This is a genomic window from Paenimyroides marinum (genome assembly GCF_900108395.1).
GTDB lineage: Bacteria > Bacteroidota > Bacteroidia > Flavobacteriales > Flavobacteriaceae > Flavobacterium > Flavobacterium marinum.
Map to the genome: position 1 here is coordinate 64,515 of NZ_FNXE01000004.1, position 16,604 is coordinate 81,118.

The window sequence follows — 16,604 nt, forward strand, 5'->3', positions numbered from 1 at the left end:
AATGTGGGGATTAGATACACCTTTTTATTTCTATTTGTTGCTGTTAATTCCAATATTAATAGCCGTTTACCTGTGGAATACCGTTTGGAAAAAAAAGAAAATCGCTGAGTTTGGTTCTGGTAATTATCTAAAGCGTTTAGCTCCCGAAGCCTCAACAACAAGCAAACCTTTAATTAAAATGATATTATTGGCGGCAACCGTTTTCGCATTGATAATTGCCTTGGTAAACCCGAAATTCGGAACACGGATAGAAACCGTTAAACGCCAGGGGGTTGATATTGTTTTTGCCATCGATGTTTCTAAAAGTATGCTGGCAGAAGATATTGCACCGTCGCGTTTGGGAAAAACCAAACAACTGGCATCGCAAATCATCAATAATTTGGCATCAGACCGCATCGGGATTGTAGGTTATGCCGGATCAGCATTTCCAATGTTGCCCATTACGACCGATTACAGCATGGCAAAAATGTATATTCAGGATATGCATACCGATATGGTTTCGAGCATGGGAACGGCTTTGCGTGAAGCGATTGAAGTGGGCAGCAATTATTTCGACGATCCTAAAACCAGCAAAGTGATGATTTTGATTTCTGACGGAGAAGATCACGGCGAAGGAATTAACGAAGCTATTGCAATGGCTGAGGACAAAGGTATCAAAATTATTACTATTGGTGTGGGAACGCCCGAAGGTGGTCAAATTCCGATCAAGCAAAACGGCAGAACCATCGATTATAAAAAAGATGTTGACGGATCAACAGTTGTTACCAAATTAAACGATGCCACGTTAAAAGAAATTGCAGAAAAAACCGGTGGTGTTTTTATGTACGGTAGCAAAACCGATGAAGTACTGCAATTGGTAGACCAAACATTGCAAAAAATTGAAAAAACCGATTTTGAATCACAACAAATTGCCGATTTTCAGTCGCAGTTTCAATGGTTTATTGGCTTGGCATTGTTGTTATTAATTATTGATAGCTTGGTATTGGAACGACGTACAGCCTGGATGAAAAAAATAAATTTATTTAACGAGAAATAACATGAAACACTTTTGGTACATAACCCTATTACAAATAGTTCTACTGAATGCTGTTCAGGCACAATCGTATAAATCGCAGTTAGCAGACGGTAACCAGAGTTTTGGTGTAAAAAACTATACCAAAGCAGAGCAAACGTATCGTAAAGCATCGGCAAAAGAAAAACAAAATACGGCGGCTAATTACAACAAAGCCAACAGCATTTACAGAATTCAGTCGATGAACGAAGCCGTTTCATCATATCAAACTGCATTAAAATCAGCAAAAACAAAAGAAGAAAAACATCAGATATTTCATAATATGGGCAATGCCTTTATGAAACTGAAAGATTACGGAAATGCCATAGAAGCCTATAAAAATGCGTTACGAAATAATCCGAATGACGAACAAACCCGCTACAATTATGCATTAGCAAAAAAAATGCAGAAAGAAAATCCTGACCAGAATAAAGATGACAAGCAAAATCAGGATCAAAACAAAGACAAAAACAAAGATCAGAATAAGGATCAACAAAAGAAAGACGACCAAAAAGACAAAAACGATCAAGACAAAGATCAAAAAGACGATAAAGGCGATCAGGATAAAAAGGATCAGAAAGATCAGCAAAACAAAGACGGACAAGACGACAAGGAAAAACAACAACCGAAACCAAATCCACAACAACAAAAACAAGAGCAATCCAGACAACAAATGGAAAACATGCTGAAAGCTATAGACAACCACGAACAAGGCGTGCGTGAACGTATTCAGGGTCGCGAACAAAAAGGACAACCGGTTACATCTCCAACACAAAAAGATTGGTAAAAACTATGTACACAAAATATTTTACATACACGTTTTTAGCTTTTTTTACAAGCATTGCTACTTGGGCACAGTTCCAGTTGAAAACCCAGGTAAGCAGTCAGTCTATGGGAATTAATCAGGTTCTTGAAGTACGTTTTGTAATGACCGGAGATGCCGATGATTTTAAACGTCCTGCTTTTGAAAACTTTGAGGTTGTTGGCGGACCAATGCAATCAATAAGCCACAGTTGGGTAAACGGCAAAACCAGTATGGAAAAAAGTGTTTCGTTTTTTGTTCAGCCAAAAAAGAAAGGAACGTTAACCATTGGTTCGGCTTCGGTTGTATTTGAAGACAAAGTATATAAATCACAACCTGTAACCATTCAGGTTGGTGATGCCGTGCAGGAACAACCTCGCCAACAACAACGACGCAGAGATCCTTTTTCGATCTTTGATGAAATGGAAGAAGAATTTTTCCGTCGTCAACGTCAGCAACAGCCACAACTTCCAAAAAACATGGGCGAAGGTATTCATTTGGTCGCAAAGGTTTCAAAAAGCAGCGCCTATGTCAACGAACCAATAACTATTGAGTACGGATTATACGTAAGCGATCGGGCAGGTTTTAATACAATGAACGTAAAGCAAATGCCTAAATACGAGAACTTCTGGAATCACATGATTGAAGAAAAACAAATGCAGGTAACTCGTGCAGAACTAAACGGCAAAAGTTACAGGTATCTTCCATTACAAAAAGCGGTATTATTACCTCAAAAAGACGGTACATTAAGAATTGACCCATTGGAAATCGAATTAGAAGAACAATACTTCACCGGCAATGTGGATGTTTTTGGAGCACCCGAATTGGGGCTTCGTAAAAAAACATATTCATCGGGTGCAAAAACCATTCAGGTAAAACCATTACCGTTAGACAAACAACCTGAGGGATATACCGGAGCTGTAGGCTCTTTTAACTTTAAAGTGCAGGCAAACAAAACATCGTTAAAAGCCAATGAACCTTTAGAGTTAACCGTAACTGTTCAGGGAAAAGGTAATTTAGATTTATTGACTTTACCAAAACCTGTAGCACCAAACGCTTTAGAATTGTACGATCCTGAAAAGATAAACAAGGTATCAAAAAGTATTTCGGCAGGAATGGAAGGTACAAAAACCGAAAAATATGTCATTGTGCCGCAATACAAAGGTACATATACCATTGAACCGCTGACTTTTTCGTATTTTGATACCGCTTCCAAAAGTTATAAAACCATTACATCCGATTCATTAACCATTGAAGTAACCGAAGGACCTGAATTACCTACCAACACTCCGGCGAACACAAAAGCTGAAGTAGTAAGCAAACAAGAAATGCAGCCTTTAAACGGCAATATAGAATGGTTTAACGGTAATTTCATCACGCAAAGCAAATCGTTTTATGCGTGGTGGTTAGCACCTCTATTGCTTTTGCCTACTGTTTTTGCAGCTAAGAACATCCGAGATAAAAAAGCGGGCGACGTTACCGGAAACAAATTAAAGACGAGCAACAAACTGGCTAAAAAATATCTGTCTGAAGCAAAAAAACAAATCGGAAACAAAGAAGCATTTTATGAAGCTTTAGAACGCTGTTTGCACAATTATCTGAAAGCCCGGTTAAAGATAGAAACATCAGAACTAAGCAACGACACCATCACTAAATTATTGTCAGATAACGGAATCAATCAAGAGGATATTTCTACCTTTTTATCAATAAAAACCACTTGCGAAATGGCCCGATATGCACAAATGGACATTCAAACCATGCAGAACGATTACGATTTGGCAGTGCAGTTAATCAGTTCAATCGACAAACAAATTAAAAAGTAAAATGAAACAACTGTTGGTATTTTTCTTAAGTTTTTGCTTTTCTTATGCGGTATCGGCACAAGAAAACAACGAGGTGCTTTTTAACAAAGGAATGGACGCTTTTAATCAGAAAGATTATGCTACATCGGTTAAAATATTTAATGATTTGGTTAAAATAGATTCGCTAAATTCGGTGTTGCATTACAATTTGGGTACCGCCTATCTGCACATGCAAAATACCGGATTAAGCATTTACCATTTAGAAAAATCGCTGAAATTACAACCAGGCTATGAACCGGCACGCATTAACCTGAATTTTGCCGAAAAACTAAAAACCAAAGTTACCAAAGGCAATTTACCCATACCGCAACAACAAATGTTGTATAGTGTATTCAATTTTTTAAAGCCTAATTCATGGGCATACCTTGCAATTGGAAGTATGGTATTAAGCGTTTTAGTATTAATCGGTTATCGGTTCAGTCAAAATGCAACTGCCAAAAAACTACTTTTTGCAACAAGCATTTTTCTATTGATTGTAAGTACCGGCAGCTATTTCATATCTGAAAATCAATCAGGTTATCTGTTGTCAAATCATTATGTTATTATAAAAGACACAGATGTTGTGTTGATGCAAGAACCCAGAACGGTATCAAAAATTACTTCAACTTTAACCGAAGGCGACAAAGCTTTTATCAAAGAAGAAACCAATCAATGGGTTAAAATTCAGTTACAAAACGATACGATTGGCTGGGTAGAAAAAAACAACGTATTGATGTATTAGCATTTGGTAAGACGACGGTCTTGCCATTTTTTTTGTAACTTTATCAAAAGATTTATCATGATTTCAGATACTCCGGATACCATATTAGAAACTCTTGAATGTTCCTTTTTTAAATGGCGTGATTTTACGTTGACCGATCGCATTGCGGTTTTGCAGAATATCAAAAACCGTTTGCTTGAAAAAAAGTACGATTATGCACACGCCATCACCACCGATATGAACAAACCCATTCAGCAAGCTATTGCCGAAGTTGAAAAATGTGCCTATTTATGTGATTACTATATAGAAAACGCACCACATTTTTTAAAAAATCAGGAAGTAAAAACCGGATGGAGCAAGAGCTATATCAATTTTCGTCCGTTGGGAGTGTTGTTAGGTGTAATGCCCTGGAATTTTCCGTTTTGGCAAGTTTTTCGTTTTGTAGTTCCTAGTTTGCTGACAGGAAATGTATTTGCAGTAAAACACGCCAGTAACGCGCCTTTAAGTGCCAAAGCTTTAGAAGAGGTTTTTAATAGTGACACCATTGATTTTTCGGTTTACAAAAATCTTTCTATAAAAAGTAATGAAGTATCCAATGTGATTTCCAATCCAATTATTAAGGCCGTTTCATTAACAGGAAGTGAAAATGCGGGAAGATCGGTTGCCGAAACTGCCGGGAGACATCTGAAAAAATGCGTATTGGAATTAGGCGGAAGCAATACGTTTATCGTTTTAAATGATGCCGATCTGGAATATGCTGCCACAAAAGCGGTGAGTGCCCGTATGCAAAACGCCGGTCAAAGCTGTATTGCCGGAAAGCGTTTTTTGATACAGGAAGCTATTTATGAGCAATTTGTTGACTTATTTAAACAGAAATTAGACACTTTAATTATCGGAGATAAATACGACGAAAAAGTAACATTTGGTGCAATGGCACGCGAGGATCTGGCTGTTGAATTAGAAAAGCAACTGTTAGACAGCGTGGCAATGGGAGCAAAAATTATTGCCGGTGGCAAACGCAACGATGCTTTTTTTGAACCTACTTTAGTTACCAATGTTACGGTGGATATGCCTGTTTTTAAAGAAGAAACATTTGGGCCTTTAGCTGCAATGATTCCTTTTAAAACGATAGAAAATGCTGTGGAATTAAGTAATTCTTCGAATTTTGGATTGGGAGCCAGTATCTTTACTTCCCAACCGGAGCAACTTAATGATTATTTACATTTGTTTGATGAAGGGGCTTTGTTCATTAACGAAATGGTAGTTTCAGATCCCCATTTACCTTTTGGCGGTATTAAAAATTCAGGCTACGGACGGGAATTATCCCATTTTGCCTTGTACGAATTTGCCAATATTCAAACAGTGGTTGTGAAATAGTTTCCTAAAACAATTCTGATAAGATTTCTATCGATTTTACAGGTTTAAAACCTACAATATGTGTTTCAAAATACAAAAGTAATAATTTTAATAAGGTCTTACGCTCGGTATTTGTTAAATGAATTCTTTTTTCGGTCAATGACAATTTAAACACTTTTCGGAATAAATCTGTTTCGTCTTCATTAAAACAATTTGGAGTGTATTGCATGGTAAAACTACCCTCGTTCGGATTGAAATATAAAGAATCTTTGTCTGAATCGTCGGGATAAAATCCTAAATATTTGGTAATCTTCAACAAGAACCACAAGTGAAAATCTGCATAAAATTCATGTTCATCAAACCAAATCAAGGTGGTTTTTAAAAACAAAAAAAATTCGTTATTCGGCTGTTCTTCTTTAACGGCATGGCTTAATATTTCAGCCAGAAAAATACTCACGCTGTTTTTATAAAACTGTAAAGAAATGGTTGTATAGGGATACATCAGTTTTAATTCGTTGATATATTCTAACGAACCTTTATTTTTATGAACGGCGTCGATAAACAAAAGGTTCAACGGCTGAAAATAAGCACTGTTTAAACTTTTGTTTTTAGCTGAAAATGCATTGCGAATAAAATAGGTCTTTAAACCAAAATCTCGTGTAAAACACCTTACTACCAGGCTTTTTTCCTGATAACGTAGTGCACTTAAAACAACAGCTTCGGTTTTAACCTGCATTATCTGATAATCATTACTTTTTTAACGGCATCTAACGTGCCATCCTGTGAGCTGATAAAGATCATGTAAACGCCCGAAGGAACTTTTGCCCCGGAGAAACTCAAGGTATTCCAGGTAACTGTACCACCTAATGATTTGGTTTCGTGTACCAGATTTCCTGCAACATCGGTTATTTTTACAGTCGCATCAGCAACCAAACCGCTTACTTTAACATCGCCCGTAAATCCTGGCCTAACCGGATTTGGATACACTTTGATATCATCTAAATCTGTCGCCGGTGTAGTTGCATAATTTTTAAACGATACCACACCCGAACGTGTTACAAAAAACACTTCGCCTGTTGTTCCATTAATAGTAATTGCAATGACATCATTACTTGGAAGCGGAGAATTTGTAGTAGTAAAATTATAAAGTGTTTCGTTTTTATCTGAAATCAAAAACACGCCTGAATCTGCAACAGATACCCATTTGTTGTTAGATCCGTCAACGGTAATGTTTGAAATATCCTGTTCAAAGAACAATTCCTGATTTAATCCTTCATCAACAATTACAATATTGGTTGGTGTAAGTTGAGAACTTGTTAGAAATTGATCTACATTTCTAATAATCCGCAAGCCTTTTAAAGTACCTATCCACAATTCATTTTTATAATCTAATGCAACTGTTTTTACATTATTATTTGGCAAATTATTACTTGTCGTAATCTGCATTGCCTTATTTTTAGTTTCGTTATATGCAAACAATCCATTGGCATAACTACCGAACCATTTGGTGTTGTTTTTATCGACAACCGGCATTAAAAATTTATCACCATTAATAACATTTGTAGAATGTTGGGTAAACTGATTGTTTTTATCAATCGAAACTAAATGCGAATTTTGAGTTGTGGCTGTATTCGTCATCCATCCGGTACCATTTTTATCAAATGCGACACCGTACACACGTGTATCACCCTCAATAACAGCATTTAATTCATCGGTATTGGCAGCGTTATAAACGGTTAATTCATTTTTATTCACATCCCAAACTCCCAAACCATCATGAAAAGAACTGATATATGCCAGATGAGGCTGTTGCGGATTAAAACTGATATTTACCGTTGATTTAAATTGATTTAACTGATTAAAAGAAATGTGTTGCCACGTTTGCATATTTTTAAAGTTACTGATACCGTATTGCGTTAATCCATTAGGTTCATAAGGATTCATAACCGGACCGTATCCACCAAAGGTAAACCATAAATCGTTGTTATTCATTGTCACGGCTGAAACATTATTACTTAAAGGACCACCGGGGGAAATACTCACAATATTATCTTTATTTTCTAAAGAAACTTTTACCCCCCCGTTTGTTCTTGATGCGATATAGTAATCTCCATTGGTATAAGTTGCGTCATTTACCCCTCCATTCTCATTTAAGCCATAAACAAATTCATTGTAAACCGATAAATCAGAACCGCGTAAACGGGCAGCCTCGTGGGTAACTTCTATTAGCACATCGCCCGAAACGTTAAATTTTAAAAATCCTCCCCAAACGTCACTTACCTGATCAATTTGATTGGTTGCAGAAATGGTGTTTAACGACAAATCTTCTTTAACGCCGATTAATTTATCTGAAAAAGTCGTTAATTCTATCCAATTGTTAAAATCAATCACCTGCCAGTTGTTATAATCTATTAAGTTTGCGTTTAGAGAAGCTTTCTTAACACCTTCATTTTCAACAGCAGCGTATAACTGATTGTTAAAAACAGTAATGCTTTTTACATTGACCATTTCACCATCTACACCTATATAATAACTATCGCCAAAATGGTTGTCGTTTAAGCGAACTGCCGTAATCCCATAGCCTGTTGCCAAATAAGCATATCCGCCCTGAACAATGATTTTATTAATTATTTTTTGGTTATCGGGGATATTCGTCTTCGAAAAAATATCGTTTAAATGGTATATTTTATCAGCAGCCAAATCAATAATTGCTACTTTACCATTGGTGCTTCCTGCAATTAGTTTTTTATAATCTTCGGCATACGCAAGGGTATTGATGCCATTAATTTTTAACCCATTTATGGTATTAAAAATTTCTGTTTCAAACGAATACTGATTATAGGCAAAAACCGCATTATCAGTAGCTATATAAATATTTTGATTGTCTTGCGCCACTGCTTTTGTTTCCTGATAGGAATAGTAACCTTTCCACAACTGACTGCTTTGAGCCATTGAAACAACCGATATTAAAAAGAAAAATAGCTGATAATAAAACTTCATAGGTACTTAATTTCAAATATTGAAACGATTTTTTTATAAAAATAGTATAATTTGGGATAAGTATTACATGTGAAATAAAAAAAGTCGTTCTATAAAAAACGACTTTTAATTTTTAAAAAATTTGGGATTATCCCAAAGCTTGTTCAATATCGGCAATTAAATCTTCTATGTCTTCTACACCAACGCTTAAACGTACCATATCATCGGCTACACCGATTTCGGCACGTTTTTCTGCCGGGATTGATGCGTGTGTCATCAATGCCGGGTGATTTGCCAACGATTCCACTCCGCCCAAAGATTCTGCCAATGTAAACACTTTTAATTTTTCTAAAAACATTATGGCATCAGCCTTTGCACCTGATTTAAAAGTAAACGAAACCATTCCGCCAAAACCTTTCGGCATTTGTTTTCTTGCCAAATCGTGTTGCGGATGAGAAGTTAACCCCGGGTACAACACTTTATCAATTAACGGATGCTGTTCTAAATATTCGGCTACTTTTTGTCCGTTAAAACAATGACGTTCCACACGCAAATGCAAGGTTTTAATTCCGCGTAAAACCAAAAAACTTTCTTGCGGTCCTAAAGTGGCACCAGTCGCAAATTGTGTAAAATGCAATTGTTTGCCCAATTCTTCGTCTTTAATAATCAAAGCGCCGGCAATTACATCTGAATGCCCTCCTAAATATTTGGTTGCAGAGTGCATCACAATATCCGCACCTAAATCTAACGGTTTTTGCAAATAGGGCGTTGCAAAGGTATTGTCAACGGCAAATAATAAGTTATGCTTTTTTGTGATGTTGGCAATTGCTTCAATATCTGCCAGTTTCATTAACGGATTTGTAGGCGTTTCAATCCAGACCAATTTTGTATTTGAATTGATTTTTGATTCAAACAGCTCTAAATTGTTCATATCGATAAAATGAAACTTAATTCCTAAATCTTGATAAAAACGAGTAAACAGTCTGTATGTTCCACCATATAAATCGTCCATTGCAATTACCTCATCGTTCGGTTTCAACAAACGCATTACACAGTCAATGGCTGCCAAACCCGATGAAAATGCCAAACCGCGCGTTCCGTTTTCAATGCTTTCTAAAGCGTGTTCTAAAGCCGTACGTGTTGGGTTGTCGGCACGGCTGTATTCATACCCCGTATGAACACCCGGACTGGTTTGTGCAAAGGTCGATGTGTGGTAAACAGGTGGCATTACGGCTCCGGTACTTGGATCGTGGTGCTGCCCGCCGTGTATTACTTTTGTATTGAATTTCATAATTAGATACTTTAAAAAAACTAAACAAATATACCATTTAAAACCGACTAAAATTTATAGATTTGTTTTAAAAAGAAGAATTGTTTTAGAATGAAAAAAATTTTACTATTCATTTGCTTGTCAGCAAGTCTTATCAGCTGTAAAAAGGAAATTCCGTTAGAATTCACAACAAAAACATACAATTTTAAGTCTGAAACCGACTGTACCGTTGGAAATTGTACATATGTGCATTTTGAAATCCCTGTGGCATCGGGCAATAATGCCATCGCAACACCTATTAATAAACGTGTTTTTGATTTTGTTGAAAGTGTGATGTCTTTTGAAGATGAAAACAAAACAGCTTCGTATGATACATTGGCATTAAATTTTATTGATCATTTTAATGAAATGAACCGAACGTATCCCGATAATGCCATTGCCTGGGAAGCTAATTTTAAAACAGAACACAAGGGTTTATCAACCAAGGTCTATCAAGTTCTATGGGATTATTACATTTTTTCGGGCGGAGCACACGGTTTTCAAGCTACTAAAGTTTTTCTGTTTGATACCACTACCGGGAAAACCATTCCCACAAAAGATTTGTTCATCAATTACGAAGGATTTAAAGATTTTGCCGAGAGCGAATTTAAAAAACAATTAAATATTACAGGCGATTTAAACACTGCAGGGTTTACCTTTGAAAAAAATGCGTTTAAATTACCCGATAATTTTTATGAATCAACCAATGAATGGATTTTACATTACAATCCGTACGAAATTGCACCTTATGTTCAAGGAGCAACTGTTATAAAATTACCTAAAGAAAAGGTCACGCGTTTTTTAAATCCCATTTATTTTAAAAACTAATTATTTTGAGCGTTTACAAAAATCTGTTTAAAACCACGTTAATCTACGGAATAGCCACTGTTGTTCCTAAAATGATCGGGTTCATTATGGCTCCATATCACATGGATTGGTTGCCTACTAATGCCTATGCCGATTATACTCTTATTTTTTCGTGGTTGATGTTTTTCAACGTGGTGCTTTCGTTTGGAATGGAAACAGCCTTTTTTCGTTTTTATAACAAATATGAAAACCAGAAAGAAGTCATCAACAATACCATTTTATTTTTAATAGCTGTTTCGGTGGTGTTTTTAACAGGTGTTTATCTTTTTAAAGACTATATCGATGCTTATTTTGGAATTCCATCAATCATTGTCGATTTTCTTATTTGGATTTTAGTACTTGATGCCCTGGCTGTTATTCCTTTTGCCATATTAAGGGCACAGCAACGACCTATAAAGTACAGTATCATTAAAATTATAAATGTATTTTTAAATGCCGGCTTAACTGTTGTTTTTCTCTATTTAATTCCACAATATCTGCAAAAACACCCCACCGGTTTTTTACAGAATTATTTTATTCGCGATTTTCAGGTAGGTTATTTATTCGTTGCAAATTTAATCGCAAGCTTAGCCACTCTTTTATTGCTTTCAAAATATTATTTTCAACTAAAATGGTCTTTTAACAAAAAACTGCTCCGTGAAATGCTTGTTTATAGCTTTCCTGTAATGATTGGCGGACTGGCATTTGTGGTCAACGAGACATTTGACAAGGTTTTTTTAAGATGGTTGCTTCCCGATGATTATAAAGATTTGGGATTGGCAAGTTATGGCGCTCTTTATAAAATAGGCGTTTTTATGGTATTGTTCCGTATGGCGTATTCTTTGGGTATTGAACCGTTTTTCTTTAGTTATGCCAAGAATGATGACGCCCCGGTAAAATACGCAACAATAACCAAATATTTCGTTATTTTTGGAAGTGCGGCAATGCTTATAATTGTTGTTTTTGCCGATATTATCAAGAAATTTTATATCCGCGAAGAAGAATACTGGCATGCTATGGAAGTTGTGCCTTACATTATTTTAGCCAACCTGATGCTGGGTATTTACACTAATTTATCTGTCTGGTACAAGTTACAGGACAAAACCAAAATCGGAGCTTATATTTCCGTTTTCGGTGCAGTTGTAACATTGATTCTGAATTACATTCTCATCCCAAAAATTGGCTTGATCGGTGCAGCAGTTACTACATTAACCGCCTATGCCGTGATGATGTTGATTTCATATGTTTTAGGACAAAAATCGTATCCCATTCCTTATGATAAAAAAGCTATTTCTTTATATTTAGGAACCGCTACTGCATTATCTTTTGGCTACTTTTATAATTTCAGAGAAAATTATTTTATCGGAATATCATTCCTTCTTATATTCGTGGGATTGATTTATTACAACGAAAAAGTAATGATTCAACGCATAATTAAATCCGTTTTAAAAAGATGAAATGCCCGTTATCGAATTTATCAAATCAATTTATAGGGTCTTACATCCCTTTTGGTTATTAAAAAACAAATAAAAAATAACAGATGAAAATAAACATTATCAACAAATCACAACACGCCTTGCCAAGCTATGAAACCATTGCTTCTGCCGGGATGGATTTACGTGCAAACTTATCACAACCCATTGTTATAGAACCTATGGAACGCGCCTTAATTCCAACGGGTTTGTTTATGGAATTACCAATAGGTTACGAAGCACAAGTGCGTCCACGCAGCGGTTTGGCATTAAAAAAAGGAATTACCTGTTTAAATTCACCCGGAACCATCGATGCAGATTATCGTGGAGAAATTGGCGTGATTCTTGCAAACCTTTCTAACGAAACATTTGTAGTAGAAAATGGCGAACGCATTGCCCAAATGGTCATTGCAAAGCATGAACGTGCCGAATGGACGGAAGTGGAAGAGCTTTCTACAACAGAACGCGGTGCAGGTGGATTTGGAAGTACTGGAGTGAAGTAAAACGCTTTTATCCCACAAGGTTTTAAAAACCTTGTGGGATTGATTTGGAGATAATATAAATACCTACAAGGTCTGACAGACCTTGTAGGTCTCTTAATAAAAACCACTAATATTTTAGTATGAAAAAAACATTTTTTACTTTTTTAATGTTTCTGTGTGCAAATCTAATTTTTGCACAAAATAAAACGGCTGCCGAAGAAATAGTTAATAAGGGTATTTACCTTCACGATGAAGGAAAATATAACGAAGCTTTAGCAAAATACGAGGAAGCTTTGAATATAGATAAAAACAACATTATAGCTCTTTCGGAAAAAGCAATGACATTGGATGCTTTAAAGAAATACGACGAAGCTATAGAAGTTTGTAAGCTTGTTTTAAAATTATATCCGAAAGAAAGTAACGGAACCGTTTATGTAACTTATGGAAATGCTTTAGATCATTCAAACAATCCAGATAAGGCGATAAAAATTTATGACAAAGGGTTGAAATTATATCCGAATTATTACCAACTTTATTTCAACAAAGGAATAGCTTTAGTCAATCAGAAAAAATATGATGAAGCTATTCAATCTTTCCAAACTTCTACAAAGCTAAATCCTAATCATCTTGGCTCTTTTAATGCTTTGGCAATTCTTTCAAGACACGACAGAATTCCTTCTATTTTGGCATCTTGCAGATACCTTGTTTTAGACAATCAATCTGCCAATGCAAAAAAACATTTTGAAGATGTTATTAATCTAATACAACAAGGTATTTCAAAAGAAACCAACAATTCTATTTCAATTTCACTTGATTCGGAAATAGTAGAAAAGGTCGAAAGTGATAAAATAACAGAAAACGACTTTTCTACCGTTGATATGATATTAACATTTGCTGCCGCAGCAGACCATACCGAGGAAAATGGAGAAAAAACAGCTGTTGAGAAATTTATCAGTAAATTTGAAACCATTTGCGACTCTATGAATGAAATAAAACAAAATCAAAAAGGGTATTATTGGGATTTTCTATCCCCTTATTTTATAGAAATGAGAAAAAACAACTTAATTGAGCCTTTTGCAAATACGTTATTTCTATCTGTACAAGATAAAGATGCAATTCAATATGTCGAACAAAATCAGAGCAAGTTAGAAGATTTTTATGATTGGTCGGCAAACTATAATTGGAAATAAAACACTATCCTGCAAGGTTTTAAAAACCTTGTAGGATTTTAAGAAATTATATACCTACAAGGTCTGACAGACCTTGCAGGAAAACTAGACATTAACCCATATTTGTTCTTTCAATGCAAAAAATCTTTTTTTTAATAGTGTTATTTATTTCTTGTTCAATGAATGGGCAATCCTCTCTTAAGCAATATTTGAATAATCCTATTAAGTATACTAAACAAAAAATAACAGACGACAAAGGGAATTACTCTATTTATGTACCTAATAATTGGAATTTTTCAGATAACTTTTCTGACTATTCTCTTGTTTTTTGGCATTCTATTTTTAGAGAAAAAGACAATAAAACTATTGCTGAGATGGAGATTGTAAAGATTAAGGATAATAAAGATTTAAAAACACTTTTCAATTCATATTTGAATCCTGATATCCCTAAAAAAATTCTTGCCTCAGGAGAATCTGATTTATTGATTTATCCTTCATATTTTATCCATTCTGTTTCTTATTTAGACAAGAGCTCTAATGAGAACAACAATACTGAAAGAATTGAATTTTTTATCAAAAGTAAACAAAAAAAAACATTTTATATAATAAGATTATCTGTAAAAGGAGAGAAACAAAAAGAAAATATGTCAAAAATGTTACAATGTTTAAAAACCTTTGAAATTTTAAAATAGATTAAAAATGAAAATAATCGTACCAATGGCAGGTCGTGGCTCACGCTTGCGTCCACATACATTAACAACACCAAAACCATTAATCCCCATTGCAGGCAAACCAATTGTACACCGTTTGGTAGAAGATATTGCCAAAGTAATCAATCAACCAATCGACGAAATTGCGTTTATCATTCACGAGAGCTTTGGTAAAGAAGTAGAGAAAGATTTAATTGCCATTGCCGAAAAATTGGGCTCAAAAGGAACCATCTGTTATCAAAACGAGGCATTAGGAACGGCTCACGCCATTTTATGTGCCAAAGAAAGCATGCAGGGACCCATTGTTGTTGCGTATGCCGATACCTTATTCCGTGCTGATTTTACATTAGACGCCACTGCCGATTCTGTTATTTGGGTAAAAGCAGTTGATGATCCTTCGGCTTTTGGAGTGGTTCAGTTAAACGATAAAAACGAAATTGTTGATTTTGTTGAAAAACCCAAAGAATTTGTTTCTGATCTGGCGATTATCGGAATTTACTTCTTTAAATCAGCTGAAAATCTGCGAAGCGAGTTAGAATATTTGATTGACAACAACATCGAAAAAGGTGGCGAATACCAGTTAACCGATGCTTTGGAAAATATGAAGCAGAAAGGATTGCGTTTTGTTCCGGGTAAAGTTGATGAATGGATGGATTGCGGAAATAAAAACGTAACCGTTGATACCAATAATCGTATGCTGACCTTTTTACAAAACGATGGCGAAGATTTAGTAGCATCAACAGCTATGATTGAGAATTCTACCATCATTCCGCCGTGTTACATTGGCGAAAACGTGGTTTTGAAAAACGCGACTGTCGGACCAAATGTTTCGTTAGGCAACAACACCAAAGTAGAAAACGCCACTATAAAAAACAGTTTGATACAAACAAACGCCACCGTTAAAAATGCTGATTTAGACAATGCAATGATTGGTAATTTTGCGAGTTTTAACGGAAAGTTTACCAATGTAAGCATAGGCGATTACAGTGTGTTAGAATAATCTTAAAAAATCCGTTTTCAGCGGATTTTTTTGTTTCTTTATACTTTTAATTTTAAGAATGAAACAACTTTTTGTCATAGTAACAATAACTCTTTTTGCGGTTTCTTGTAAATCGTCGAAGAAAAACAACGATGCCGTTTTTGAAAAGAATTCAGAAAATATCCTTTCAAATGAATCTGTAAAAACAAAATCAACCGCTGAGAACCAACGCGCTGTACAGGAAATCGCCGCTGCACATTACGGTTTGTTCAATGATTTTAATACGTTGAAAATTAATGCAAATGTTGATTACACAGGTCAGGAAGGTTCTTATTCGCCATCTGCAGACATTCAAATAGAAAAAAACAAACGTATTTTGATTGCGGTAAAAGCATTAGGCATACCACTTGCAAAGGTATATCTTACACCAGAAAGAGCAACTTATTATGAGGTTTTAGGGGGCACTTATTACGATGGCGATTATCAATTTATCAAAGATTTTTTGGGTACAGAAGTAACGTATGAAAACGTAGAAAATTTATTGTTAGGCAAGGCTTTTTACGATTTAAACACCAACGATTATATCAAAACCAGGAACAATGAGCTGGAATTAAAACTAAACCAGTTTTTAATGCGTTTGGTTATGGGAGGAAAAAATCAAATTGCTTCAACCGAAGTTACTCAGGATAAAAGTGCCGATAAATTAGTCATTCAGTACCCATCGTATCAATCAAGCGAAAATATTTATCTTCCAAAAGAAATAAACATCCACGCGATGCAGAAAAACGATGTGCAGATTAAAATTGATTACAGACGCGTTTCGGTCAATCCGTCGTTAGATTTCAGATATAAAATCCCTAATAATTCCAAACCAATTAAAATTTAAT

Annotated in this window: 15 protein-coding genes; 12 read left to right on the forward strand and 3 right to left on the reverse strand. The window is 35.4% G+C overall.

Annotated features, from left to right (window positions below):
- Position 1: 1 nt before the first annotated feature.
- The 5 genes from BLW20_RS02465 to BLW20_RS02485 are packed head-to-tail and all read left to right on the forward strand — an operon-like array spanning position 2 to position 5,792.
- The gene (locus BLW20_RS02465; RefSeq protein ID WP_091096080.1) at positions 2 to 1,036 is read left to right on the forward strand and encodes a VWA domain-containing protein; all 1,035 of its coding nucleotides are present in this window, start codon (positions 2 to 4) and stop codon (positions 1,034 to 1,036) included.
- A 1-nt stretch (position 1,037) separates the two neighbouring features.
- Complete coding sequence (locus tag BLW20_RS02470; protein WP_091095962.1) at positions 1,038 to 1,838, forward strand: tetratricopeptide repeat protein; 801 nt, start codon at positions 1,038 to 1,040, stop codon at positions 1,836 to 1,838.
- Positions 1,839 to 1,843: 5 nt separating this feature from the next.
- Entirely contained in the window at positions 1,844 to 3,676 is a 1,833-nt protein-coding gene (locus tag BLW20_RS02475) for a BatD family protein (RefSeq protein WP_091095964.1), read from the forward strand.
- Between the two features lies 1 nt (position 3,677).
- A complete protein-coding gene (locus tag BLW20_RS02480) occupies positions 3,678 to 4,436 on the forward strand; it encodes an SH3 domain-containing protein (protein WP_091095966.1) in 759 nt (252 codons plus the stop codon).
- A gap of 57 nt (positions 4,437 to 4,493) precedes the next feature.
- Positions 4,494 to 5,792: an NAD-dependent succinate-semialdehyde dehydrogenase gene (locus BLW20_RS02485; RefSeq protein ID WP_091095968.1), complete on the forward strand. Its 1,299-nt coding sequence runs from the start codon at positions 4,494 to 4,496 to the stop codon at positions 5,790 to 5,792.
- A 4-nt stretch (positions 5,793 to 5,796) separates the two neighbouring features.
- Here the strand turns inward: BLW20_RS02485 and recO are convergent, their stop codons facing one another.
- The 3 genes from recO to BLW20_RS02500 form a co-directional block, all read right to left on the reverse strand.
- Complete coding sequence (recO, locus tag BLW20_RS02490) at positions 5,797 to 6,507, reverse strand: DNA repair protein RecO (RefSeq protein WP_091095971.1); 711 nt, start codon at positions 6,505 to 6,507, stop codon at positions 5,797 to 5,799.
- On the reverse strand, positions 6,507 to 8,771 hold the full coding sequence (porZ, locus tag BLW20_RS02495) for a type IX secretion system anionic LPS delivery protein PorZ (protein ID WP_143037720.1): 2,265 nt from the start codon (positions 8,769 to 8,771) through the stop codon (positions 6,507 to 6,509). Before porZ ends, recO begins: the two co-directional genes overlap by 1 nt.
- Positions 8,772 to 8,898: 127 nt before the next feature.
- Complete coding sequence (locus BLW20_RS02500) at positions 8,899 to 10,041, reverse strand: cystathionine gamma-synthase (RefSeq protein WP_091095975.1); 1,143 nt, start codon at positions 10,039 to 10,041, stop codon at positions 8,899 to 8,901.
- A 90-nt stretch (positions 10,042 to 10,131) separates the two neighbouring features.
- Here BLW20_RS02500 and BLW20_RS02505 point away from each other — a divergent pair, with 90 nt between their 5' ends.
- From BLW20_RS02505 to BLW20_RS02535, 7 genes are all read left to right on the forward strand, one after another.
- On the forward strand, positions 10,132 to 10,887 hold the full coding sequence (locus BLW20_RS02505; RefSeq protein WP_091095977.1) for an RsiV family protein: 756 nt from the start codon (positions 10,132 to 10,134) through the stop codon (positions 10,885 to 10,887).
- A 5-nt stretch (positions 10,888 to 10,892) separates the two neighbouring features.
- A complete protein-coding gene (locus tag BLW20_RS02510; RefSeq protein ID WP_091095994.1) occupies positions 10,893 to 12,362 on the forward strand; it encodes an oligosaccharide flippase family protein in 1,470 nt (489 codons plus the stop codon).
- An 83-nt stretch (positions 12,363 to 12,445) separates the two neighbouring features.
- Positions 12,446 to 12,880, forward strand: coding sequence for a dUTP diphosphatase (gene dut / locus BLW20_RS02515; protein ID WP_091095996.1), 435 nt, complete (start codon positions 12,446 to 12,448; stop codon positions 12,878 to 12,880).
- 119 nt (positions 12,881 to 12,999) lie between these two features.
- Positions 13,000 to 14,049 (forward strand): tetratricopeptide repeat protein, encoded by a 1,050-nt coding sequence (locus BLW20_RS02520; RefSeq protein WP_091095998.1) that lies wholly within the window; start codon positions 13,000 to 13,002, stop codon positions 14,047 to 14,049.
- A gap of 158 nt (positions 14,050 to 14,207) precedes the next feature.
- On the forward strand, positions 14,208 to 14,720 hold the full coding sequence (locus tag BLW20_RS02525) for a hypothetical protein (protein WP_091096000.1): 513 nt from the start codon (positions 14,208 to 14,210) through the stop codon (positions 14,718 to 14,720).
- Positions 14,721 to 14,727: 7 nt separating this feature from the next.
- Entirely contained in the window at positions 14,728 to 15,738 is a 1,011-nt protein-coding gene (locus BLW20_RS02530) for a sugar nucleotidyltransferase (protein WP_091096003.1), read from the forward strand.
- Positions 15,739 to 15,796: 58 nt separating this feature from the next.
- A complete protein-coding gene (locus BLW20_RS02535; protein ID WP_091096005.1) occupies positions 15,797 to 16,603 on the forward strand; it encodes a lipoprotein insertase outer membrane protein LolB1 in 807 nt (268 codons plus the stop codon).
- Position 16,604: the final 1 nt, after the last annotated feature.

What these genes read in the sequence shown, in the direction of transcription:
- BLW20_RS02465 (WP_091096080.1), top strand. Translation starts at nt 2, where the DNA reads ATGTGGGGATTAGATACACCTTTTTATTTCTATTTGTTGCTGTTAATT.
- BLW20_RS02470 (WP_091095962.1), top strand. Translation starts at nt 1,038, where the DNA reads ATGAAACACTTTTGGTACATAACCCTATTACAAATAGTTCTACTGAAT.
- BLW20_RS02475 (WP_091095964.1), top strand. Translation starts at nt 1,844, where the DNA reads ATGTACACAAAATATTTTACATACACGTTTTTAGCTTTTTTTACAAGC.
- BLW20_RS02480 (WP_091095966.1), top strand. Translation starts at nt 3,678, where the DNA reads ATGAAACAACTGTTGGTATTTTTCTTAAGTTTTTGCTTTTCTTATGCG.
- BLW20_RS02485 (WP_091095968.1), top strand. Translation starts at nt 4,494, where the DNA reads ATGATTTCAGATACTCCGGATACCATATTAGAAACTCTTGAATGTTCC.
- recO (WP_091095971.1), bottom strand. Translation starts at nt 6,507, where the DNA reads ATGCAGGTTAAAACCGAAGCTGTTGTTTTAAGTGCACTACGTTATCAG.
- porZ (WP_143037720.1), bottom strand. Translation starts at nt 8,771, where the DNA reads ATGAAGTTTTATTATCAGCTATTTTTCTTTTTAATATCGGTTGTTTCA.
- BLW20_RS02500 (WP_091095975.1), bottom strand. Translation starts at nt 10,041, where the DNA reads ATGAAATTCAATACAAAAGTAATACACGGCGGGCAGCACCACGATCCA.
- BLW20_RS02505 (WP_091095977.1), top strand. Translation starts at nt 10,132, where the DNA reads ATGAAAAAAATTTTACTATTCATTTGCTTGTCAGCAAGTCTTATCAGC.
- dut (WP_091095996.1), top strand. Translation starts at nt 12,446, where the DNA reads ATGAAAATAAACATTATCAACAAATCACAACACGCCTTGCCAAGCTAT.
- BLW20_RS02520 (WP_091095998.1), top strand. Translation starts at nt 13,000, where the DNA reads ATGAAAAAAACATTTTTTACTTTTTTAATGTTTCTGTGTGCAAATCTA.
- BLW20_RS02525 (WP_091096000.1), top strand. Translation starts at nt 14,208, where the DNA reads ATGAATGGGCAATCCTCTCTTAAGCAATATTTGAATAATCCTATTAAG.
- BLW20_RS02530 (WP_091096003.1), top strand. Translation starts at nt 14,728, where the DNA reads ATGAAAATAATCGTACCAATGGCAGGTCGTGGCTCACGCTTGCGTCCA.
- BLW20_RS02535 (WP_091096005.1), top strand. Translation starts at nt 15,797, where the DNA reads ATGAAACAACTTTTTGTCATAGTAACAATAACTCTTTTTGCGGTTTCT.